The sequence below is a fragment of the Desulfolithobacter sp. genome, from assembly GCF_054025815.1.
In genome coordinates, this window is the sequence record NZ_JBPMMS010000014.1 from 45,137 (window position 1) to 67,573 (window position 22,437).

Annotated in this window: 18 protein-coding genes and 1 tRNA gene; 12 read left to right on the plus strand and 7 right to left on the minus strand. The window is 54.3% G+C overall.

Annotated features, from left to right (window positions below; all coding sequences use genetic code 11):
* Positions 1 to 71: 71 nt before the first annotated feature.
* The 10 genes from ACXJJY_RS03875 (at position 72) to ACXJJY_RS03920 (ending at position 12,148) form a co-directional block, all read left to right on the plus strand.
* Positions 72 to 353 carry an acyl carrier protein gene (locus tag ACXJJY_RS03875; RefSeq protein ID WP_456385392.1) on the plus strand — a complete coding sequence of 94 codons (282 nt, stop codon included), beginning with the start codon at positions 72 to 74 and terminating at the stop codon, positions 351 to 353.
* A gap of 10 nt (positions 354 to 363) precedes the next feature.
* Positions 364 to 1,968 carry an alkaline phosphatase family protein gene (locus tag ACXJJY_RS03880; protein ID WP_456385393.1) on the plus strand — a complete coding sequence of 535 codons (1,605 nt, stop codon included), beginning with the start codon at positions 364 to 366 and terminating at the stop codon, positions 1,966 to 1,968.
* A 6-nt stretch (positions 1,969 to 1,974) separates the two neighbouring features.
* The gene (locus ACXJJY_RS03885; protein WP_456385394.1) at positions 1,975 to 2,886 is read left to right on the plus strand and encodes an alpha/beta fold hydrolase; all 912 of its coding nucleotides are present in this window, start codon (positions 1,975 to 1,977) and stop codon (positions 2,884 to 2,886) included.
* Between the two features lie 48 nt (positions 2,887 to 2,934).
* Positions 2,935 to 4,404, plus strand: a complete 1,470-nt coding sequence (locus tag ACXJJY_RS03890; RefSeq protein ID WP_456385395.1) for a hypothetical protein — start codon at positions 2,935 to 2,937, stop codon at positions 4,402 to 4,404.
* Between the two features lie 17 nt (positions 4,405 to 4,421).
* Positions 4,422 to 6,791: an HlyD family secretion protein gene (locus ACXJJY_RS03895; protein ID WP_456385396.1), complete on the plus strand. Its 2,370-nt coding sequence runs from the start codon at positions 4,422 to 4,424 to the stop codon at positions 6,789 to 6,791.
* Positions 6,792 to 7,172: 381 nt separating this feature from the next.
* Complete coding sequence (locus ACXJJY_RS03900; protein ID WP_456385397.1) at positions 7,173 to 7,988, plus strand: sulfatase-like hydrolase/transferase; 816 nt, start codon at positions 7,173 to 7,175, stop codon at positions 7,986 to 7,988.
* 10 nt (positions 7,989 to 7,998) lie between these two features.
* A complete protein-coding gene (locus ACXJJY_RS03905; protein WP_456385398.1) occupies positions 7,999 to 8,907 on the plus strand; it encodes a sulfotransferase family protein in 909 nt (302 codons plus the stop codon).
* 90 nt (positions 8,908 to 8,997) lie between these two features.
* Positions 8,998 to 9,420, plus strand: coding sequence for a hypothetical protein (locus tag ACXJJY_RS03910; protein ID WP_456385399.1), 423 nt, complete (start codon positions 8,998 to 9,000; stop codon positions 9,418 to 9,420).
* A gap of 129 nt (positions 9,421 to 9,549) precedes the next feature.
* On the plus strand, positions 9,550 to 10,500 hold the full coding sequence (locus ACXJJY_RS03915) for an extracellular catalytic domain type 1 short-chain-length polyhydroxyalkanoate depolymerase (protein WP_456385400.1): 951 nt from the start codon (positions 9,550 to 9,552) through the stop codon (positions 10,498 to 10,500).
* A gap of 262 nt (positions 10,501 to 10,762) precedes the next feature.
* Entirely contained in the window at positions 10,763 to 12,148 is a 1,386-nt protein-coding gene (locus ACXJJY_RS03920) for an efflux transporter outer membrane subunit (protein WP_456385401.1), read from the plus strand.
* Positions 12,149 to 12,332: 184 nt separating this feature from the next.
* Here the strand turns inward: ACXJJY_RS03920 and ACXJJY_RS03925 are convergent, their stop codons facing one another.
* The 4 genes from ACXJJY_RS03925 to rnc all read right to left on the minus strand — a co-directional run bounded on the left by ACXJJY_RS03925 (position 12,333) and on the right by rnc (position 17,563).
* The gene (locus tag ACXJJY_RS03925; protein ID WP_456385402.1) at positions 12,333 to 13,535 is read right to left on the minus strand and encodes an endonuclease/exonuclease/phosphatase family protein; all 1,203 of its coding nucleotides are present in this window, start codon (positions 13,533 to 13,535) and stop codon (positions 12,333 to 12,335) included.
* A gap of 163 nt (positions 13,536 to 13,698) precedes the next feature.
* Positions 13,699 to 15,666, minus strand: coding sequence for an ABC-F family ATP-binding cassette domain-containing protein (locus tag ACXJJY_RS03930; protein ID WP_456385403.1), 1,968 nt, complete (start codon positions 15,664 to 15,666; stop codon positions 13,699 to 13,701).
* 101 nt (positions 15,667 to 15,767) lie between these two features.
* Entirely contained in the window at positions 15,768 to 16,805 is a 1,038-nt protein-coding gene (locus tag ACXJJY_RS03935; RefSeq protein WP_456385404.1) for an elongator complex protein 3, read from the minus strand.
* Positions 16,802 to 17,563: a ribonuclease III gene (gene rnc / locus ACXJJY_RS03940; protein ID WP_456385405.1), complete on the minus strand. Its 762-nt coding sequence runs from the start codon at positions 17,561 to 17,563 to the stop codon at positions 16,802 to 16,804. The genes ACXJJY_RS03935 and rnc overlap by 4 nt, the downstream gene beginning before the upstream one ends.
* A 59-nt stretch (positions 17,564 to 17,622) precedes the next feature.
* Here rnc and ACXJJY_RS03945 point away from each other — a divergent pair.
* Together ACXJJY_RS03945 and ACXJJY_RS03950 are read left to right on the plus strand one after the other, a co-directional pair.
* A tRNA-Cys gene (locus ACXJJY_RS03945) sits at positions 17,623 to 17,697 on the plus strand.
* Between the two features lie 110 nt (positions 17,698 to 17,807).
* Complete coding sequence (locus ACXJJY_RS03950; RefSeq protein WP_456385406.1) at positions 17,808 to 18,296, plus strand: GNAT family N-acetyltransferase; 489 nt, start codon at positions 17,808 to 17,810, stop codon at positions 18,294 to 18,296.
* Here ACXJJY_RS03950 and thpR read toward each other — a convergent pair.
* The 3 genes from thpR to ACXJJY_RS03965 form a co-directional block, all read right to left on the minus strand.
* A complete protein-coding gene (thpR, locus tag ACXJJY_RS03955; RefSeq protein WP_456385407.1) occupies positions 18,254 to 18,802 on the minus strand; it encodes an RNA 2',3'-cyclic phosphodiesterase in 549 nt (182 codons plus the stop codon). The two genes, ACXJJY_RS03950 and thpR, sit on opposite strands and share 43 nt — an antisense overlap.
* 13 nt (positions 18,803 to 18,815) lie before the next feature.
* Positions 18,816 to 19,652, minus strand: coding sequence for a carboxylating nicotinate-nucleotide diphosphorylase (nadC, locus tag ACXJJY_RS03960; RefSeq protein ID WP_456385408.1), 837 nt, complete (start codon positions 19,650 to 19,652; stop codon positions 18,816 to 18,818).
* Positions 19,653 to 19,741: 89 nt separating this feature from the next.
* Positions 19,742 to 22,405 (minus strand): valine--tRNA ligase, encoded by a 2,664-nt coding sequence (locus ACXJJY_RS03965; protein ID WP_456385409.1) that lies wholly within the window; start codon positions 22,403 to 22,405, stop codon positions 19,742 to 19,744.
* Positions 22,406 to 22,437 lie beyond the last annotated feature (32 nt).

Below are 22,437 nucleotides of genomic sequence, written 5' to 3' on the forward strand. Positions count from 1 at the left end.
AATCCTGCAAAAAAACTACCACAGAACGAATTTACCGCATACAATACATTTATCAGGAAGGAATCTCAAACATGTCACCTGTTAACAAAGAAAACGTCGTAAAATCACTGATTGAAATCATCGAAAACCTGGTACAGGACTGGGGACTTGATCTGGCCGATGGAATATCTGGCCGGACGTCCCTGGTCGAGGATCTGGATTTCGCTTCGGTCGACATTATCCAGCTCTGTGTCGCGATCGAACAGTTCTATGGAAAAAAAATAGGCTTCCAGTCCCTGCTGATGGAAGACGGAAGTTATGTGTCCGACCTGACAGTCGACCAAATCGCCGAGTATGTGGCGCAGAGGGTGTAAAGGAGATACCATGGGAACAAAAACACTGCTGATCGGCCTTGACGGCGCCACCTTCACCATTCTGGACTCACTGACCGGCCAGCACGGAGAAGAAGAAATAATCATGCCTTTTCTGGCATCACTGTACAGAGAAGGATCGCGGGGAATTCTTCGTTCAACGCCCAATCCCCTTACTCCGCCTGCCTGGGTATCTCTGATGACAGGCTACTCTCCGGGACATCACGGTATATACGATTTTATCCGCTCCGAAGAGGCGGACAACGACATTTTCTTCACACTTTATGACGCGAGAGACTGCAGGGTTGAAACAATTTGGTCCCTGGCCAGCAAGGCCGGCCAATGTATCGTGGCCCTGAATTTCCCGTTCACAGCTCCGCCACCAGACGATATCAACGGGGTCATGATTCCCGGCTTTATTCCCTGGCGCCATCTCAGGAACAACACCACTCCCAAAGATCTGTACGACCGTCTGCGCCAGAACCTGCCAGACTTCAACCCCCGGGAACTGGCATGGGATTTCGAGCTTGAAAAAAAGGCGGTTACCGAACTCTCCGCCACGGAAAGAGAAGAATGGATTCGCTACCATCTTCCCAGAGAGCGTCTCTGGTTCTCTATTGCCAGCTATCTGATGGAAACAGAACAACCCGACCTCATGGCGATAATGTTCGATGGTGTCGATAAAATACAGCATCAGGCCTGGCAATTTCTTGATCCGGCGCAGCAGAAAGCCGGGAGGGATGAATACTACCACCGCATGCGTTCACTCTGTCTGGAATATTTCCGCAATCTTGACAGCTATATCGAAGGACTGGTCACCAAGGCCGGCCCGGACGCACAGGTATTTCTGGTTTCGGATCACGGCTTTACCACAACTTATGAAGTCGTGCGCATCAATACCTATCTGTATGAAAAGGGCTACCTGCAGTGGAAAGAGATGCCCGACACCGCTGCCGCAAAAAGACGTGAAGAAAGTATGTTCGCCAATCTGGACTGGTCAAAGACCACAGCCTACTGCAGTACCCCTTCCAGTAACGGCATCACAATCCGGATTGCCAGAAACCCCGAAGATCCGGGAGTGCCGCCAGAGGACTACGAGCGCTTCAGAGACCAACTCATCCAAGATCTCAACGAGTTGCGTGATCAGACCACCGGCGAACAAATCATAACCGGAATCCATAAACGCGAGGATGTCTTTCCCGGTCCGGCCATGAACGAGGCTCCGGATCTCCTCCTGGTACTGCGGGATTTCGGTTTTGTTTCCATAAAAAACAAGAAGCCGGTGGTTTTGCCGCGGGAAGAAGTCGCCGGCACCCATCATCCGGAAGGTATTCTTATTGCCTGCGGCAAAGGAATCAGAAAAAATGCGCTGCTGGCTCCAGCCAGCATTGTCGATGCCGGAGCGTTGCTGCTGTACAGTCTGGGCCTGAAGGTACCGCGGAACATGGAAGGACGGGTGCCCGAAGATCTGTTTACCGATTCCCGTCTGCAGGAGAAGCCGATACGCCTCGGGGACCCAACCGTTTTGGAAAAAAAGGAAACAGGAGCGGAGACGATGCCCGAGGATGAAAAGAAACGACTTATGGAACAGCTCAAAATGCTGGGCTACATGGAGTGATAGCCGATGCCCCTGACCGAAATCAACGGAATCAAACTCAACTACATGCGAGTTGAGTGCAAGACAAGCGAGGTGGCCGAAGAACTGGTCCTGATCCATGGACTGGCTACCAGCATGGGATTCTGGTGTCCCCACTACGTGGAGGAATTCAGTGCCGCTTTCCACGTCACCCTCTACGACCTGCGCGGTCATGGTCGTTCTTCTGTACCGCAAAAGGGGTATACCCCCGACAGCATGGCCAGGGATCTGGCAGGTCTGCTGGAATTTCTGGGGATTGAAAAGGCACACTTTCTTGCCCACAGTTTTGGTGGAGCCGTGGCTCTGTGCCATGCCTGCCGCAACCCGAAATCCGTTGCCAGCCTGGTTCTTGCCGACACCCATCTTTCGGAAGGAAGAAAAAATGCCGGCAAATTCTTCTGGAAACAGGGCCGAGACATCGCCAACCTGCTCAACAGGTATGACATTGCCCTCAACAGCGACGATCCTTTTTTCGGTTACCACCTGCTGACGATAATAGCCAGAATGAAAGTCGGCCAGGCACATTTCGCCCCTGAGATTCAGCGGGCACTGGGGTCACTTATCTGTCGTTTCGACCGGCGTACTGCAGAGAAGTGGCTTCAACTTGTCGCCACAGAAGAGGCTGAAAAAGAAATCATGACTCCTGACGGCCTAAGTCCGGAGAAGTTGTCCCGCCTGGACCTTCCCCTTCTGGCCATGTACGGGGAACATTCCCAGGCGTTGCCCACGATGCATTTCCTCAAGGATATCTGGCCACAGGTGGAATTCCATGTCTTCCGCAACGCGGGCCATTTCTTCCCCCTGTCCCGTCAGGACGAAGTGATTGAAACCTGTCAGCTCTTCTGGGGCAAATCACAGTCCCCACCTTTCGCGTCCCTGCGTCAGCAGCTCGGCTATTGAACAGAAAGCCGCAACAACCCAACTCCATGACGATCACAGGCTTCAGCAGTGACTGACTACCATCGGCTCGCCATTCATCCAGGCCTGCGGCAGCAGGATTTTCGTCTCATCGCCTATGGCGGCTTCGGTGACGGCCTCAACGCCTACGCCCACTCCATGGCGTGGTTCAACGGCCATCTCTATGTTGCGACGACCAGGGGAAACTTCCCTCTCATGAAGGCGCGACTGCCCATCGCGCTGGACCCATGGCCGGTGGAATGTCCGGAGAAGCCCTTTGACCTTGACCTGCGGGCCGAAATCTGGCGCTACGATCCCGATACCGATACCTGGGAGAGAGTATTCAAGTCTCCGGTCATCACCGGCAGCCACGGCAAACCCATCCCCAGGGAACTGGGCTACAGGGGAATGGTGGTCAACGAAGAGGAAAATCCACCGGCCCTCTACGTGGCCACCTGGTCACCGGCAAAGGGTCGGGGGCCGGTACTCCTGCGGACTGAAGATGGGCGGAATTTCGACATAAGCTGCGAACCCGGCCTGATCGGCCTGCCGGTAACCACCATCAGAACCCTGGCCACCTTCAAAGGACGGCTCTACACGACTCCGGCAGGTGCCCGGGGAGGTAACCCCAATACCTCGTCCCATTCCATTGTGTACGAAAGCCGGAACCCGGCCGCCGGGCAATGGGAGCCGGTGAGCGACTTCGGTTTCGGCGATATCGGTAACAAGACTGTTTTTGAGATAGTAGGGTTTGGAGACTATCTCTATGTCGGCACCTTCAACCTGGGAGGATACCAGGTCTGGCGAACCGACGCCGAAGGGAAACCGCCGTACCGCTGGGAACGGATAATCGAAAAAGGGGCCTACCGCGGTAAACATAATCAATGTGTCCTGAGCATGTATCCCTTCAAGGGAGCCCTCTATGTCGGCAGCGCCATCCAGGGCGGCGGTATCGACAGGCAGAACAACATCGGTCCGGCGCCACCGGAACTCATCCGGATTCATACCGACGGCTCCTGGGACCTGATCGTTGGCGAGGAAAGGAACACCCCTGCCGGCCACAAATATCCCCTTTCCGGCTATCTGTCAGGATTTGACAACTTTTTTAACGGCTACTTCTGGAAAATGTGCGCCTATGGTGACTGGCTCTACCTGTCCACCTTTGACTGGAGTATCATGATACCGTATGCCAGAAGAGAAAGCTGGCCGCAGAGTTTCGTCAATATCGTAAACGAACTGGGCGAAAAGTTTATTATCGACAACCATGCAGGTTTCGATCTTTTCCGTTCCTATGATGGAGAAAACTGGATCCCGGTGACAACCAATGGCATGGGCAATCCTTACAATATCGGCCTGCGAACCATGGTCGCCTCTCCTGCAGGATTGTTCCTCGGAACGGCAAATCCGTTCGGCCCCAAGGTCATGCCCCTGGGAGGTCATAAATACGTTCGTAATCCCCGGGGGGGATGCGAAATCTTCCTCGGGACCAGAAAAACGAAAACATCAACAGATGCAACATAGACAAGGAAACGAATAAAGTGGCAGAAGAAGCAAAAAAAGTTGCAGTTCCGGCATTGCTGAAAAAAGACCTGCAGGCCTTCCGGGTCGATGACGGGCAGCAACAGACCTATATCATACGGGACAAACACACCCGGCAATCCCATTATTTTGAACCCTGGCAGTTTTTTGTCCTCGAGGTACTGGTCGGTTGCGAGGACTTCGCAAAACTCTCCTCTATATTCGAAGACCGGTTCGGTCGTCCACTGACGATTGACGAGGCCGAAAAACTGTTCGAACAGGTTGAAGAAAAAAAGATTTTCAGAATACAGGCCTTTTCTCACCCGATTCTTGAAGGGTTAAAAGCGAAAAAGGAGGGGAAGGCCTCGACAGCAACCAGCGGTAAAACGGTTTCCGACGAGGAATTGCCAGCCGGAATCAAGGATGTCATCGGAATGGATGACAGCGTTTCATTCCGGGGATTCAAGCTGTTCGACCCCAGCCCGCTGCTCAAGATACTCACGCCGCTTGTAGCCCCTCTCCGATACTCCACCTATCTGATACCGACCTTTTTCTTTGTCTCGCTCTACATCGCGACAAAATACTTTGTCCTGATAGAACAGGATATATCCTATGTACTTGACAATATAACCTTTCTTGAACACATCCTCCTGGGCATGATCACAGTGAATCTCGCTGTGACAATCGCCACGGCATTTGTGGCCCATTCTTTTCGAGCTACGGTCCGGGCGGTGTGCCTGGTTTTCTATTTCGGTTTTCTGCCTCGCTTCATGCTCCGTATCGGCCATGTCCAGCAGCTCAGCAGGCGTGAAAGAATATGGCTGCATGCCACCCCTCTGGTCGTCCGGATAGCGCTCTTCAGTTTCGGCATTCTGTTGTGGTATATCACAAGAGGACAGGCCGCAGGGCAATCCCTGTTTGGCCTTTCTCTGGCCACGATCAGTGGTGTTTCTTTTCTTATTACTGCCAACCCGCTTATCAAGAGCAGCGGATACTATCTGCTCTCCGCCTATGCCAACGAACCGTATCTCAAGGAAAAGGCATATAAAACCCTGCTGAACAAACTGCACGGACGGGTCTATACATCGGCAGACAGCGCTATTCTCAGCGCCTATGCCCTGTTGTCCATGCTCTGCCTGCTGACCGTAATCACTGTCGGCTTCTACTTTGTCGGGCACTTCCTCAAGATACAGATAGGGCCGGCCGGAATACTTGTAACCGCTCTTCTCTTTGCGGCAGTCTGTTACCGGATCTGGCGACAGCTCAAAACAATCGCCGAGCAATACGAACGTTCCGTTCAGTTTGAACGATGGCGCAAACGTCTGGCTCCCGACACCAGTGACAATATTATCCCCGGCCGTCAGAAAAATATTACCAAATCGGTTGTCTGGACTTCTGTCGCACTGATCACCGCCCTGCTGCTGATGGTGCCCTGCAGATACAATCCCGGCGGAAATTTTGTCATCATCCCGGGTAAACAACAGGAAATAACCTCAAACTATCCCGGTATTATCAAGGAAGTCTATTTCAACGGAGGCGAAACAGTTGCCGTCGACACGCCCATCGCTGTTCTCGACTCATCCGAGTTCGAGTACCAGAGAAACCTCTATGCTTTCAAGGTCAAGGAACAGGCGGCAATCATCGACAATCTGAAAGCCAAGCCCCGTCCCGAAGAACATCTCCTGGCCCTGAGAAGCCTTGAAGTCGAAAGGACCAAGGTCAAATTCAGCGAAGCAAAGCTGAAACGGGCACGGGAACTGTTCCTCAAAGATGCTATTTCCCTGGAAGAGCTTGCCGATATCGAAAAACAGTATAATGTTGACAAAATGCAGGAAGAAGAGCGCACCGCCAACCTGGCCCTCACGGACGCTGGTGTCGCCCGGGAAGAACTTGAGGCGGCCATGGCCAAACTGCAGCGATTCAAAGAAATGCGGGACTACTATCAAAGATTGATCGACCAGTCCGTGCTGCGTATGCCTTTCACCGGCACCGTGACCACTCTGCAACTGAAACAGAAAATCGGAAGTTTTCTCGAAAAAGGTGAACCATTTGCCCTGGCCGAGAATACCGAGAGGGTGACCGCCCAGATCAATATACCTGAGGTGGACATAGATTTCGTCCGGACCGGGGCATCTGCCGAACTCCGCCCGCTGGCCTATGAAAACCTGGCATTTCATGGCACAGTGACAAGCATTGGTCCGGATATCACCGAAGGACAGTTTGGAAAATTCATGAGCGTCATGGTAACCCTTGAAAACCGCGATGGCACCATCAGGTCAGGAATGACCGGCTACGCGAAGATACAGAGCGATGAACTTCCCCTGTGGAACATCCTGTCCATGGGCCTGAGGAGATTCGCGAGAATAGAAATCTGGTCCTGGCTGCCGTAGCAGACAGTTGAAAGTAAAACCAAGGCTCAAGAACTCGGTGCTGGGAAAAACACAGGCGTTTCAAACAGAATTTTGATGCAGCATTCATTGCTGGAATCGTAAAAAGTCCATTACACTTTAAAGATGGCTAAGCATAAAAGTTCGATATACAGGTAAGCGAACGGAGTGAGACTCCGAGGCTTAGCGGTGTCGGCCAAGCGGAGGCGTACCCATGGGACGTCGAGCATTGGCCGTACCCGCTACAACGCAGTAGATCAGGCTTTTTGCGACGCCATCTTCATTGCGCACGTCAGCTTTTCACTGGCATATCAGATAATTATCTCTCCCGAGCCTCAAGAGAGGACCGGAAACGACACCATTACATTTTTTCTGGACAGTAAGATGGCAAACAATATTGTATTTATAATCATGGACAGTTGCCGCTATGACACCTTCACCATGGCGGACACCCCCAATATCGACCGGATCGGCACCGCTGAGAAGCGGTACACCTATGCCTCCTGGACAGCCCCCTCCCACTACGCCTTTACCATGGGCATGATGCCGCATACCAGTCCGGTTGGCGTTTTTGCCTCCACAGTGTACAAGGAAGAGTTTGTCCTGTGGACGGACAGAACAGGGCTGCCCGATATCTCTTTCAAGAATTTTCTACCGGAAATTTCCCTGCCGCGGGTCCTGGGTAAACTGGGCTACAGAACCATTGCCCGGGTTTCACTGCCTGTATTGAATAAATTCACGTTGATCAGCCGTGATTTCGATGATTACAAGCTCATGGAGAACCATAATGATTTCTCCGGAATGATCGACGAAATGGTCTTCTCTCCTGATCAGCCGCACTACTACTTTCTCAATCTCGGCGAGACGCACTATCCCTACATGCTCAATGACGATCAACTGCCTCATATCTCCGGCGTACATGGGGTCTTCAAATCCCTGGACAAAAGAGACCAAAAGCAAAGCTCTCGTGAAAAATTCTTTGATCCCGAGCAGATGCGGATGTTGCACAGGCAACAGGTCAAGTGTGTCGAGTACCTGGACAGACAGATCGGCCGGCTCATGGAGAAAACCCCTGAGAACACGTGGTTTATCGTCACCTCGGATCATGGTGAACTCTTTGGCGAAGACGGCTATTTCGGCCATGGGCCAGTGATGCACGAAAAGTGTTTCGAGGTTCCCTTTGTGGAAGGAATGAAATAAAGAGTACCGGATGGCACCCCCTCTTTTCCTGCTGGCTCCGCCACGTTCCTACACTTCCGTCATCAACGCAATGATCGGTCAGCATCCGCAAACCTTTGGTCTGCCGGAGCTGAACCTGTTCAACGTTAAACAACTCAAGGACCTGTGGCGCCGCAAACCCACAGACAACGTGACACAACCAAAGCGCAGAAATGGCTTGCTGCGGGCGGTGGCCGAAATATACGGGGGCGAACAAACCGCAGCTACCGTTCTCATGGCCAATCACTGGGCTGCAGCCCGACAGGAACGAAGTTCAGGAGAAGTATACCGGGAACTGGCCGACAAACTAGATCCGCTTATCATTGTCGAAAAAAGCCCTCTGTATTCTCTGTCGCTCCGTTATCTGCAGAGAATACTCGAAACATTCCCGGATGCCCGTTTCATCCATCTTGTTCGTCATCCAGTGGCCCAATGCAAGTCGGTGATGAAACTCAACGATGGCATCTTTGCCCTCTGGGTCAACGCATTGGAGTTTCAAAAAGACAGAGCTATCATCGAGCCACAGATCGCATGGTACAATATCAACATCACCATAATGAACTTTCTCGACATGGTACCCGAAGAAAACAAAATGCGTCTGCAGGGTGAAAAGTTAATGGAGCATCCTGTCCGGTACCTGCGCCAAATATGTCAATGGCTCGGTATTCGCGACGACGACGCGTCCATTGACGAGATGATGCATCCGGAGCGCTCCCCATTTGCCTGTTTCGGCCCTATAAATGCCCTCTACGGTAATGACCCGAACTTTCTCCGAGGGCCCAGTTTCCGCCAGCACAAACCCAAGCCCCCTCCTCTGGAGGGACCTCTTCCCTGGCGGGATGACGGGCAGCGGCTTTATCCTGAAGTCATGGACATGGCCCGCGCTTTCGGCTATCACTGACTATAGACCAAGGCGCGTCATGCGGTACCCGTCACCGTAGCCATTTCCGCATAACCTGTATCAAGACCACCATAAGGACCAACTCCAGAGATGACCGACGAGCGACAGACAGAGCCAAAGCAGAAACCTGGCACCAGGCAACCTATAGGACTCCTGGATACGGATCCAGAGAGCGGAAACAATACACCAGAAGATCTGCCCGAATCTCTCAAGGCGCTCAGACAGGCAACGATAACCCGTTTTCGCTCAGCCCAGGTCCGCAGCTTCATTGAAGAACAGATTGAATATGTCAATCTGAACCGTCAGGTAGCCAAGGCCATTCAATTTTTTTTCGACGAAAAAGGCCGGCTGCCTGCCAATGCGCCAATCCATGAAATCATTGCCGAACGGAAAAAAATCGAGTCAACGATCCGCTGGTTTGAGGCCATATGTAAAGAGCTAACCAACGAACTTGCCCAAATAAAGGAAATAGAAGATGCATTCCTGGACTATCTAAGCTCGCAGGAAGATTAAATTAGCACCTATAAAAAACACCATTTTCACCCACGGACAGCCAGACGGGCCGACAAGACTTCAAGGAGCGGCCAAGGTGATCCTGCCGGAAAGGAAAGCCAGGCAAACAACAGACACCGGAGAAGTATTATGTTCCATCGCGTCAAAACTATTATACTAATCTCTGCTTATCTCATCCTGACGACAACCGGCTGTGCAGCCACTGCCGACTCCATAAAAAACAACAATATGAGCGAAAGAAAACTTGAGCGTTTGAATGTACACGGGCAGGACCGCAGCTTCATCGTCTACAGGCCGGTTTCTGCCTTAGCTTCCCAGTCGCCACCGTTAATGATCGTTCTCCATGGGGGATTGGGCAATGCCGAAGCCATGGAGCGGACAACAGGCATGAACAAGGTCGCAGACAGGGAAGGATTTATCGTTGTTTATCCAAATGGTACTGCCCCGAGATATGCCATGCGGAGAAAGGTTAAAAACATGAGAACCTGGAACGCCGGCTCCTGCTGCGGACCAGCAGTCCGTTTCAATGTGGACGACGTTGCCTTTATCTCAAACCTCATCGAGAGGATGCAGAGCGAGTATGGTATCGATCCCCGGCGGGTCTATGTGGCTGGATTTTCAAACGGTGCCATGCTTGCATACCGGCTGGCCTGCGAAATCCCGGAAAAAATCGCTGCCATTATTGCCGTATCAGGAACGCTGGCCGTGGACAGATGCAGTGACAGTGCTAATCAGGTCGCTGTACTCCATATCCACGGAGAAATGGACGACAATGTTCCCTATAAAGGTGGGAGGGGGCACAACAGCAGGGCAGGTGTGCGTCATCGTTCGGTCGAGGAAACCGTCAGGATGATGACGGCAACCAGAAACTGCGCTTCACCCAAAGTGGAAATTCGCCACGGTGTGATCAAGGACACAACCTATACCTGCGCCAATGGCGCCCCCTTTGAGCTGATCACCATTAAAAACGGCGGACACGTCTGGCCGGGAGGTCACGGGCGGCGCAATACTCCCGAAGACGGTCGATATATCTCCGCCAGCGAAAAAGCGTGGACTTTTGCCCAGAAATTTAAAAAATAACCGTCTCATCGTACAACTTTCCATCGCCAGTCTGGTGCAAAACACAGCGAGAGACGATGATTGTCCTATTCAGAAGTGCGGAGATACAGTGAACAACAGCAACAACGGAACAGCAACAACACCACATTTTTTCCGCTCCTTGATACGGAACCCAAAAAGATCGGCGACCGAACCCGAACGGTGCCGCCCCGGTTGCCGCCGGGTCACGATTACATCCAGCCGCGGCAAAAACACCATTCCGATTGCTGTAACTGCAATCCTCATGCTGGTCGGACTAAGCTTCCTGCAGGGATGCGCTGTTACGGAAGATTTTAAACCTCCTGTCGTTACCGCCCCGGAAAACTGGCGCACACCTCTGCCGGCAAACCTCGCCGCACCTGACAGTAAATGGTGGGAGCAATTCCACGATCCATTGCTCAACGAGCTGATAACCAAGGCTCTTGAAAAGAATAACTATCTGAAAATCGCTCTTTACAGGGTCGACGAACTTCAGGGTCGACTGCGCGCGACAACTGCGCTGAAATATCCCCAGCTCGGGTACGATATCAGGGCTTCCCGGCAGCAGAAAAGCGCTGCCGCCGACAATTTCTATACGGACAGAGTTGGATCGAACTTTCTTCTCCAGCTTCCTGTAAGCTGGGAGATCGACCTGTGGGGCCGGATTGCCAGGTCTAACGAGGAAGCAAGAGCCCAACTGCTTGGTGCGGAAGAAAATCGTAAGGCGGTGGTGATGAGCCTGATCACCGATGTGGCGTTGAACTACATCAACCTGTTGACCCTGGACAAAAAACTCAAAGTTTCACTCGATACTCTCAAAACCAGGAAAGAGCTGCTCAATGTCTACATGATCAAAAAGGAAAAAGGGCAGATATCCAACCTTGAACTGGCCCAGGTCCTTTCCTCGTATGAGGAAATCAGGGTCCTGATCCCTGAAATAGAATACCAGATTTCAATTCAGGAAAATCATCTCAACCTGTTATGTGGGCTTAACCAGACACAGATTCCCAGGACACGCTCTCTCGAGGACCTTGATGCGCCGGATATACCCGCCGGCCTCCCCTCGGACCTGTTGTCCCGGAGACCGGATATCCGCCAGAAAGAACAGGACCTTATCGCAGCCAATGCCCGTATCGGCATCATCAAGACAAAATACTTTCCCTCGATATCATTAACCGGTTTACTGGGCTATGTAAGCAGGGAACTTTCCGAACTGCTTACCGGCCCGGCCAATGTGTGGAGTCTCGGTTCAGACCTTGCCGGTTCTGTTTTTACAGGCGGGAAGATAAGCGGCGAGCTTCAACAGGCCCAGGCTGTATACCGTCAGGTTCTCAACGATTACCTGTGGAGCGTACAGACGTCTTTCAGAGAAGTCAACGATTCGCTGGTCTACCTGCAGAAACAAAAAGAACAGTATGCCGAGCTGCAACGATACATAACCGTCCTGCAGGACTATGAAAATTACGCCAGAATCCGCTATGACACAGGGTACCTGCGATACCTCACCGTGCTGGATGCCCAAAGACGCCTCTACTCTGCTCAAATCAAAAATGTACAGACAAAAAGCAACATTTACGCCGCTATCATAAAGCTCTACAAATCCATGGGGGGCGGATGGATTGGGCTTGCGGATGAACTGGTGCAGAAATGATACCAACCCCTGATCATAACCTGCCGGCGTATCAGGGGTAATTCCACCCTCCCGTTAACTGCTGTCGAGCGCAAACCACCTTCCTGTTCGTCGAAGACCACAGCGCGAAAACAAAAACTACCGATCGGCGAAGTTATGCAACATCCTGAGAGCGACTGTGGTCTTTTTCAACGGTTGCGCCCCTCTAATTGTCTCCAAAAACTATCCCGGCAACCACCCCGGCATGATCCGAAGGCCAGAATCCTTCCGGAGTCAGGCTGTTATTTCTTGCCCCAACACGAATGGCACGTACCTTTGCAACCTCCCTGTACCGCGGGAGCAGGAAAATATGATCAATCCGTTCATAAAGCCTGGCGTATGGGTCATCGACAGTTTCGTTGAAACAACAAGTATATCCTCTGGTCTCTCTTTCTTTCATGGTCCAGACGTCACGATAGCCGTATTCGAGTGCAAGCGCATAAGGCTGACTTTCGGGATCCTTCGGAGAACTGTTGAAGTCTCCTGCCAGGATGACAGGTTTCGTTTCCAGTGACAGGATTTCCAGAAGCTCCTGCATCTGAGCTGCCTGAACCAGAGAAAATGGACTGTAACGAGTCGCTCCGCCAATCTCAAGGTGGGTATTGACAAAACGATAGCTCGCTCCCCTTACCTCCACATCCACAGCAGCAAAGCCTCGACTGAACGGAACGACAACCCCTTCACTGATGGGCAAGCTCAACCTGTGTGAATAGCTGTATGTCTGAGGATTCGCGGTAAGCACATCTCCGCGGACCAGTATCACATCATGATCTGTGAGCCGGACATCATCAAAAAGAGGCTGGTCGTCGTCATCCTGTCCTGTCAACATGGGAAGCTCTACATCTGCATTTGTTACCACTGCGGCAACCCGGTAATCAAGCCCGCGGGCGGCCAAAGCATCATTTAATATCTCAAGATAATCGTATACAACTTCACTGGCATTCAATTCGGTATTTCCCTGCATAAAATCACCAGGACTCTGACGGCGAATTCTCGTCACCTCCTGCAGACCGATAAGATCAGGACTGAATCGTTCGATCTCGTCGGCAATCGCCTCGGCCCGCTTAGTGAAATCAGTGTATTGCATGATATGGTAAATCTCGGCCACGGTCCGTGGAACAGCCAGGGGATCCGGATCAACGAGGGCATCGACAATTCTGAAAATGTCCGCCCCGAGATAGAGATTTCTGGTCATAACCCTGACCCTGTCACCCCGGGCAGTGAGTTCACTTGCCAACGACAAAGAAACAAAGACAGAGAAAACAGACATAATGATGCCCATAAACAGGACACTGACAACAACTTTGCTCCTGAACAGCGAACCCTTATTTCCACATGAATCAATTATGATGGTTCTTTCTGCTTTCATGGCTATCCTCCTTAACTTTGAAAGAGCCGTCCGTTGCCCTCTGGATGAACCTGAAACCTGCTTTACAAATCACTTCATATCAGATTGATATTAGGCACCCTTCTTTTTGTCAAGTGTTACACCGGGATTAAACAGATATGCCAGCCGGCTGATTTCACCATCCTCAATCATTAAGTTGTGCTTCAATACGCTCTATTTTTCCCTGGACTTCTTCCCACTTCTGGTAGTTGCGTTCCAGCCGGCGTTCCACTTTGGCATATTCCTTACTTACCTTGCTCCAGCGATGCGAATCGGAATACAGTTCAGGATCGGCCATCAGCTGTTCAAGCTCTGATTTGCGCTTTTCCAGCTGGTCAATTTCCTTCTCTGCCGCCTGGGCCTGCTTCTTCCAGGGCCCCAGCTTCCTGCTCTGCTCCTGCCTGAGCTGAGCACGCTGACGACGGAGATTTTTTTTATCCCTGGATTTGCCGGGTCTGGAGCGGTCATCGGAATTCCGGGCTGAAGACTCCTCAATCATTCGGCCTGGCTCGTCTTTCTTCAGCTTCAGATAGTCGTCGATATTGCCCTGGTACAGCGTTGCCCTGCCGTCACGGATCTCCAGCACCTTGTTGACAAATGAATTGGTGAAGTAGCGATTATGGGAGACCACGACAATGGTACCCTCATACTGGGTCATGGCCTCCTGCAGAACCTCCTGCGAGGAGATATCGAGATGGTTGGTAGGCTCGTCAAGGAGCATCAGGTTGGCTGGCCGCACCAGCATCCTGGCCAAAGCCACCCTGCTCTTTTCACCGCCGGACAGGACCTTGACCTTTTTTTCCACCTCGTCGCCGGAAAAAAGAAAGGCTCCGAGCAGAGAGCGGACCTGGGTGATGGTCATATCCTTAGCCCCGTGGTAGACCGTATCAAGCACACTCTGCTCACCCGGCAGCTCCTGAGCCTGGTGCTGACCGAAATAGGAAAGAATCACGTTGTGGCCCATGCGGACAGTACCCTCGGCATCTTCCATGCCGACGAGAATTTTGAGAAGCGTGCTCTTCCCTGCCCCGTTGACTCCCACCACTGCCAACTTGTCGCCCCGCTGGAGATGAAGATCCAACCCATCGAGAACCACCCGGTCACCGAAAGCCTTGCGGAGACCCTTCAGGGTCAGAACATCACGGCCGGAAGGGGCGGCCGGCGGGAAGGAAAACCGGATGGAGCGGTCTCTTTCCGACAGCTCGATCCGCTCCATCTTCTCCAGTTGCTTGATCCGACTCTGGACCTGGCGGGCCTTGGTGGCCTTGGAGCGAAACCGCTCGATGAACCGCTCGGTCTGCCTGATCTTGGCCTGCTGGTTTTCATAGGCCGCCCGTTCCAGCTCGAGCCGCTGCTGTTTTTCCTCCAGGTAGTGGGAGTAGTTGCCCTTGTAGACCGTGAGCCGGCCAAGACTGAGCTCCCAGGTGATCGAGGTGACCCGATCAAGAAAAGAGCGGTCATGGGAAATAATCACCATGGCGCCGTCATACTGGAGCAGAAACTCCTCAAGCCAGGTGAGGGATTCGATATCCAGATGGTTGGTGGGCTCGTCCAGGAGCAGAAGGGATGGCTTTCGCAGCAAGAGTTTGGCCAGGAGCAGGCGCATGATCCAGCCACCGGAAAAACTGGCCACCTCTTTTTCAAAATCTGCGGCCGAAAACCCGAGTCCGAAGAGAATACGTTCTATCTGGGGCCGGATGCGAAAGACGTCTCGCCCTTCAAGATGATGCTGCAGTTCACCCTGGCGCTCCAGGAGCCTCTCCACCTCCGGATCATCCGCTGGAAGCGTTGCCAACCGCTCACCGATCTGTTCCATCTCCGCTTGAAAAGAAAGTACATCGGCAAAGGCGGTCTCGGCTTCGTCGTACAGGCTGCGGCTGGTGAGTTCGATGGTGATTTCCTGGGGCAGGTAGGCCACCGTGAACCATGAGGCCCGGCTGACAATGCCGGGATCGGTCTCCATCTCGCCGACCATGATTTTCAAAAGAGTCGATTTACCGGCCCCGTTCACTCCGGCAAGCCCTATGCGATCGCCGTCATGGATCTGGACCGAGACATCTCGAAACAGGTGCTTGCGACCATACTGGAGATTGAGATTGTTGATACTGAGCATGTGTGACTGCGATTTTTTTAATAAGTGTAATGGCAACGGCCTTTTTACAGGTCCATTTCGGAAAGAGTGCCCAACCAAACAGGCCCGGCCATGCTGGTTTGTCAGGAAACAGGAACCATACTGAGGGTCATGCGTGACTGGTCCGGGACCGGATGCAGGATGAACCGGTCACGCAGACCGAGCTGTTCCAGGCGGCGCATGTTGGTGGATTTGATGCCGCGGAATATGGACTGGTCTCTGCTGTTTATTCGCAAAAGATATCTTTTGTCCGGAGACGCGGCGGCGAGCAGTTTTCTCGCCTTCTGCAGCATGATCCGGCTCTGGACCAGTTCACCGAACGCCGGATGGTACGGGCCGGCAACCAGGGCCTCTTCGAGCTCAGCTCCGGCCTGGAGGCCCATGCGTACCACCGAAATACCAGCGGCGTCAAACCGTTTTTTCATCCAGGCTGTCAGCAGTACCGCGTATTCAAGACCAAGAGGACGATACTGCCCCTGCCTGTACATATACTCCAGCTCGCTTCCGGAAAGGACCAGCAGGGGATAGATACGGACAAAGTCCGGTGCCAGGGTGACGACCTCTTCCACGGTTGCCCGCAAACTTTGGCGATTCCACCCTGGCAGGCCCACCATGAGCTGGGCCCCGACCTGCAACCCGGCCCGACGCAGAATCGCCATGGCGCGGCGGGTATGGCGGGCCAGGTGACCGCGCCGGGAGTACTTGAGCTCGTTGTCGTCCATGGACTGGACTCCGAGCTCCACCACCGCGACCCGGTACCTGCAAAGCAAATCCGTAATCCGGGTATCGATATAGTCCGGCCGGGTGGAAAGCCGGATAGAGTGGACCAGGCTCCGCTCGAGCCAGGGCTGCACCGCTCCCAGCAACTCCTCCTGCCGCTCGCGGGGCAACCCGGTGAAACTTCCACCAAAAAATGCCACCTGCACCGTTGCCGGGTTGCCGCGGCCATAGCCGAGCCAGTTCTCGATGATCCGGTGGACATCGGCGGCCGTCACCCTCTCGAACTGCCCGCTGATCCGGTGCTGATTGCAAAACACGCAGCAATGGGGACATCCCTCGTGAGGAATGAAAACCGGGATGAGAAACTGGCGGGCCACAGGGGAGTATACCTCCAAAGTCAACCCACTGCCTGATCGTCGACAGCAGGGGCGGGTATATCCTGGGCAAAAGAGTCCAGAGCCGTCCGGGCAGCCTGCTGCTCTGCCTCCTTCTTGCTCGACGCTCTACCGGTGCCGAGCACCTCATCCCGAAAGCGGACCGAGACCGTGAAAATACGCGCATGAGCTGGACCTTCCTCATTCTCAAGCACATACCGGGGCCCTTCGTTGTATTTTTCCTGCAGCTTTTCCTGCAGACTCGATTTGGCATCAGCCAGCACAAGGCGGTCCCGCCCCTCGTCGATCAATGGCCCAAAGGTTCGCTGAACAAACGCCAGGGCCGCCCCGTAACCGCCATCGAGAAACAGCGCCCCCACCACCGCCTCAAAGGCACAGGAGAGGATGGATGGTTTCTCCCGCCCCTTTGAGGCGTCTTCACCCTTGCCCAGCAACAGGTATTTTCCCAGATTAATCTTGCGGGCCATCCTGGCAAGCCCGGACTCGTTGACCAGGGCGGAACGGATCCGGGTCAGCTTGCCCTCCCGCATCTCCGGAAACCGCTTGAACAGGATGTACCCCACCGTGAGATCCAATACCGCGTCGCCCAGAAATTCCTGGGTTTCATTGTGCAATCCAGAGCCGAGCCGCTCAAAGGCAAAGGAACTGTGGATAAGCGACAACTGTAACAGGCTGATATCCTTGAACTGATAACCGATAACCGACTCCAGTTCGCGAAGCTGTTTCTCGTTATCCTGAACCAATGTTTCCAGGGTGGCAGCCATTTTCGTGATTTCCCCTTGTCAAAATCAAAAACTGTGTTATAAAGTGCCGTCACAGAAGAGGCGACGTAGCCAAGTGGTAAGGCAGTGGTCTGCAAAACCATTATTCACCGGTTCGAATCCGGTCGTCGCCTCCAGCGAAACTGCAGGGTTTACAGGATTTCATGATATCCTGTAAACCCTTTTTTTATGCCCTGCAAAACAGTTCGCCGACAGATAGTATGGAGGAGCACAGCCACAAAAACCCATGATCTCCTACCGTATCTACCATCGTCCGTACCCCGCCCGTCCGGAACCGATTCTCCCGTGGTGGCCGGGTCACGGCCGTCCCGGCCAGTGGAGCAGAACGAGGCCGATCATTGTAGCCCGGATCAATAACGATGTCATCGGGTACCTGCGGCTGAGCTCCAGACACCCCTCAAAGACCTGGACCATCCGGGGCCTTGCGGTCCACCGGTCCTGGCAGGGCCGGGGAATCGGTGGGCGGCTGCTGCGCCTGGCGATCCGCTATACCGGGGAACATTGCCAGGGCAGGCAACTGTTCTCCTTTGTCAGGCCGGACAACAACATCTCCATGCACCTGCACCTGGGTCTTGGCTTCACCCCGGTTTCCCGGCCACCCACCTGGCATGGACCTGGCCGCCCGCAACCGTCCGCAGCCAACTCCGAACGACTGCACACCTGCCTGCACCTCTACCTGCCGGCAGCCTGCAGCAGGTACTCCTCTTCCACATAATGCTTTGCCCCGCTACGCCCAAGGACACTGGAATAGAGCAGGAACCTGTCCACGGTAAAGGAGCGGCTGGCAAGCAGCGCATGCTGAGCGAGAAAACCTGTTATTCTGGAAAGCGGTGTGTTTTTGAGCCGGGCCAGGGTGATGTGGGGCGAAAACTTTCGCCCCTCCGGGGCCAGGCCACAGGCAACGAGTGTGTTTTCGACCCTCTTCTGCAGCAGAATCAGTTCGTCGCTTGACTCGATCCCGGCCCAAATCACCCGCGGCCTTTTACGCGGCGGAAAGAAGCCGACCCCCTTGATCCGCAGGGAAAAAGATTGGGAGCGTACTCCGGCCAGGACTTCGCGGACATCGGCAAAGACCCCACCGTCCACATCGCCGATGAAACGCAGGGTCAGATGCAGCTGATCAGGCGGGACCCAGCGGGCACCGGGCAGGCCGCAGGAGATATCACCAAGCCCAGTGGTGATATCGGCTGGAAGGTCAATGGCTACAAAAAGACGAGGCATTTGCGCTTTGAGTTCAGATCCAGTCCAGACCTATATCGCAGGCAGGAGCCGAATGGGTGAGCGCTCCCACCGAGATCAGATCCACCCCTGTGGTGGCGATATCCCGCACGGTTTCCAGGGTTACGCCTCCCGAGGCCTCCAGCAGGGCGGACCCGTTCACCAGGGAGACGGCCTCACGCATGGTTTCAAGGTCCATGTTGTCGAGCATTATCACATCCACCCGGCATTCCAGGCATTCACGCACCTGGTCCAGGGTATCGGTTTCCACCTCGATACGGATCGTATGGGGAACGCTGCTCCGCACCCGCTCCACCGCCTCGGTGATGGACCCGCAGGCGGCGATGTGGTTGTCCTTGATCAGCACCCCGTCGGAAAGCGAGTAGCGGTGATTGACCCCGCCTCCGGTTCGAACCGCATATTTTTCCAGCATCCGCAAACCCGGAGTGGTCTTGCGGGTATCCGTTATCCTGGCCCCGGTACCGGCCACCCGGTCTGCAAACCGGCGGGTCAGGGTGGCGATGCCGCAAAGTCTCTGAACCAGGTTGAGCGCCACCCGCTCTCCCCGCAGCAGGGCACGGACCGGGCCGTTCACCGTCATAAGGACCTCTCCTTTTCCACACTCCTGGCCATCCCTGGCTATCTGGCCGAAGGTCAGGGTGCCTGTGCCCAGGAGGCAAAAAACCCGGGCCGCAACCTTTTCCATGCCGCAGGCCACCATGTCCTGACGGGCGACGAAGGTGGCCAGGCCGGTGGCATGGTTGTCGAAAATCGCATCAGTGGTGATATCGCCGTGCTCCAGGTCTTCTTCCACAAAACGGCGCAGATGCAGGTCAAGAAGGAAGGTATCCATACCGCTGTCCTCCATCGTAAGGGTGGGGCCGATCGGCTACGATTCAAGATGACCGGTTTCCGCAGAGGATCGCCTGCTCACTGTCCCGCTCAGAGCAGCTTTTCCAGCCGGGTCCGGTTGGCCTGGTTTTTCTCCAGCCGGGCGTGGAGTTCGGCCTGTTTCTCCCGTTCTTTCTCGACCACGGCCTCGGGGGCATTGGTAAGAAATTTTTCATTGCCAAGCTTGCCCTCTACCCGTTTGAGCTCTTTTTCAAGCCTGGTCCGTTCCCGGGCAAGCTTCTCCAGCTCGGCTTCCACGTCGATGAGCCCCTTGAGCGGCACAAAGAGTTCCACATCCTGAACCAGGGCATGGCCGGCGTCATCGGGGATTGCCGCCTCAGGCGTGACATGAAGTTTTTCCGCCCTGGTCATAGCCTCGATAGACGGCGAAAAGGTCTCGATCAGCTGGCGTTTGCCAGGATCGGGACAGATGGCCGTGGCCTCTATTTTGGCGGTGGGATGCAGTTCAGCCTCACTGCGGATGGTGCGGACTGCTGAGATCACGTCCATGAGCAGACCCATCTCCTGTTCAGCGTCCGCATCCTCCCACTCCGGTCGAGCCTCGGGAAAGGGTTCGAGCATGATGGTGGAACGCTCGCCGGGCAGCACCGACCAGATCTCCTCGGTGACAAAGGGTGCGATGGGATGGAGCAGCTTGAGAATATTCTCCAGTACAGTCAGCAAAACGCCCCGGGCCTGCTCCCGGCTGGCCGCATCTTCACCGTACAGTTCGGACTTGATCCACTCCACATACCAGTCACAAAACTCGTGCCAGGTAAACTGATAGATGGCCGAGGCGATTTCGTTGAAGTTGTAGCCATCCAGGGCCCGGCGCACGTCACCGATGGTTTTACCCAGCCGGCTCAGGATCCAGCGATGCTGCAGGGGCAGTGATTCCTGTTTATCGGCAACCCTGGTGATTGCCGGATCACAGTCCTTGATGTGCATCTGGGCGAAACGGGCGGCGTTCCACAACTTGTTGATGAAGTGGCGGTAACCCTCGATCCGGTCTTCATCCATGCGGATCTCCCGTCCCTGGGCGGCAAAGGCGGTCAGGGTGAAACGAAAGGCATCGGTACCGTATTTCTCTATCATCACCAGTGGATCGATCACGTTGCCGGTCGACTTGGACATTTTTTTGCCGTGCTTGTCGCGGACCAGGGCGTGCAGGTACACATCGTGGAAAGGTACCTCACCCATGAAATGGATACCCATCATCATCATCCGGGCGACCCAGAAAAAAAGGATGTCAAAACTGGTGATCAGGACCGAGGTGGGATAGAAAGTCTGCAGTTCCCTGGTGTTTTCCGGCCAGCCCAGAGTGGAAAACGGCCACAGGGCCGAGGAAAACCAGGTGTCGAGCACATCGGTCTCCTGTTCGAGCCGGGTGGAACCGCACCTGGGACAGTTGTCCGGATCCTCGGAGACCACGATCACTTCGCCGCAGTCCTGGCAGGTCCAGGCCGGAATCCGATGCCCCCACCAGATCTGGCGCGAGATGCACCAGTCACGGATATTATCCATCCAGGAGTAGAAAGTGTTGTACCAGGTGTTGGGGAAAATACGTATTTTCCCTTCCCGAACCGCCTCAACGGCCTTATCCGCCAGGGGCCGGACCGAGACAAACCACTGCTTGGAGGTGATAGGCTCGACCACTGTGGAACAGCGATAGCATTTACCCACTGCATGCTGGTAATCCTCGATTTTCTCCAGGAAGCCCTGCGCCCGCAGGTCTTCGACAATCCTCCTGCGGCATTCGAACCGGTCCAGACCTGCGTACATGCCGGCGGCCTCGTTCATCACCCCATGATCGTCCATGACCTTGAGGATCTCCAGATTATGACGCAGGCCGATCTCATAGTCATCCCGATCATGGGCCGGGGTCACCTTGAGGGCGCCGGTACCGAACTCCCGCTGGACATGACGGTCAAAAACCACAGGGATGGTACGGTCGGCAAGCGGCAGCCTGATACCCGCATCCTTGAGGTGCTGGTAACGCTCGTCCTCGGGGTGCACGGCCACGCCGGTATCTCCGAGCATGGTTTCCGGCCGGGTGGTGGCCACCACCACATGCCCGGAACCATCGGCAAAGGGATACCGGATGTGGTAGAGCTTGCCGTCTGTGGGGTCGTGCTCCACCTCGTCATCGGCCAGGGCCGTGTGGCAGCGCGGGCACCAGTTGACGATGTAATCGCCCTTGTAAATCAATCCTTCATTGTAGAGGCGGACAAAGACCTCACGGACTGCTTTTGACAGGCCCTCGTCCATGGTGAACCGTTCCCGGTCCCAATCGCAGGACGATCCTATCCTCTTGAGCTGATTGATGATGGTGCCGCCTTTTTCCTCGCGCCATTGCCAGACCCGCTCGATAAACTTGTCCCGGCCAAGATCGTGGCGCGTTTTTCCCTCGCTGGCCAGTTGCCGCTCGACCACATTCTGGGTGGCGATACCGGCATGATCGGTGCCCGGAACCCAGAGAGTATTGTCACCTTTCATCCGGTGATAGCGGACCAGAATATCCTGCAGAGTATTGTTGAGCGCATGGCCGATATGGAGCACCCCGGTGACATTGGGTGGTGGAATGACAATGGAAAAGGAGGGTTTGCCATCCTCCATGGTGGCGGCAAAGGTTTTATGTTCCTGCCAGTATGCATACCAGCGGGACTCCACCTCGTTAAACTCGTAAGCCTTGGGCAGATCGTATTTTTTCGTCATATCAACATTCATCTTTCGTTATGCAGGCTGTG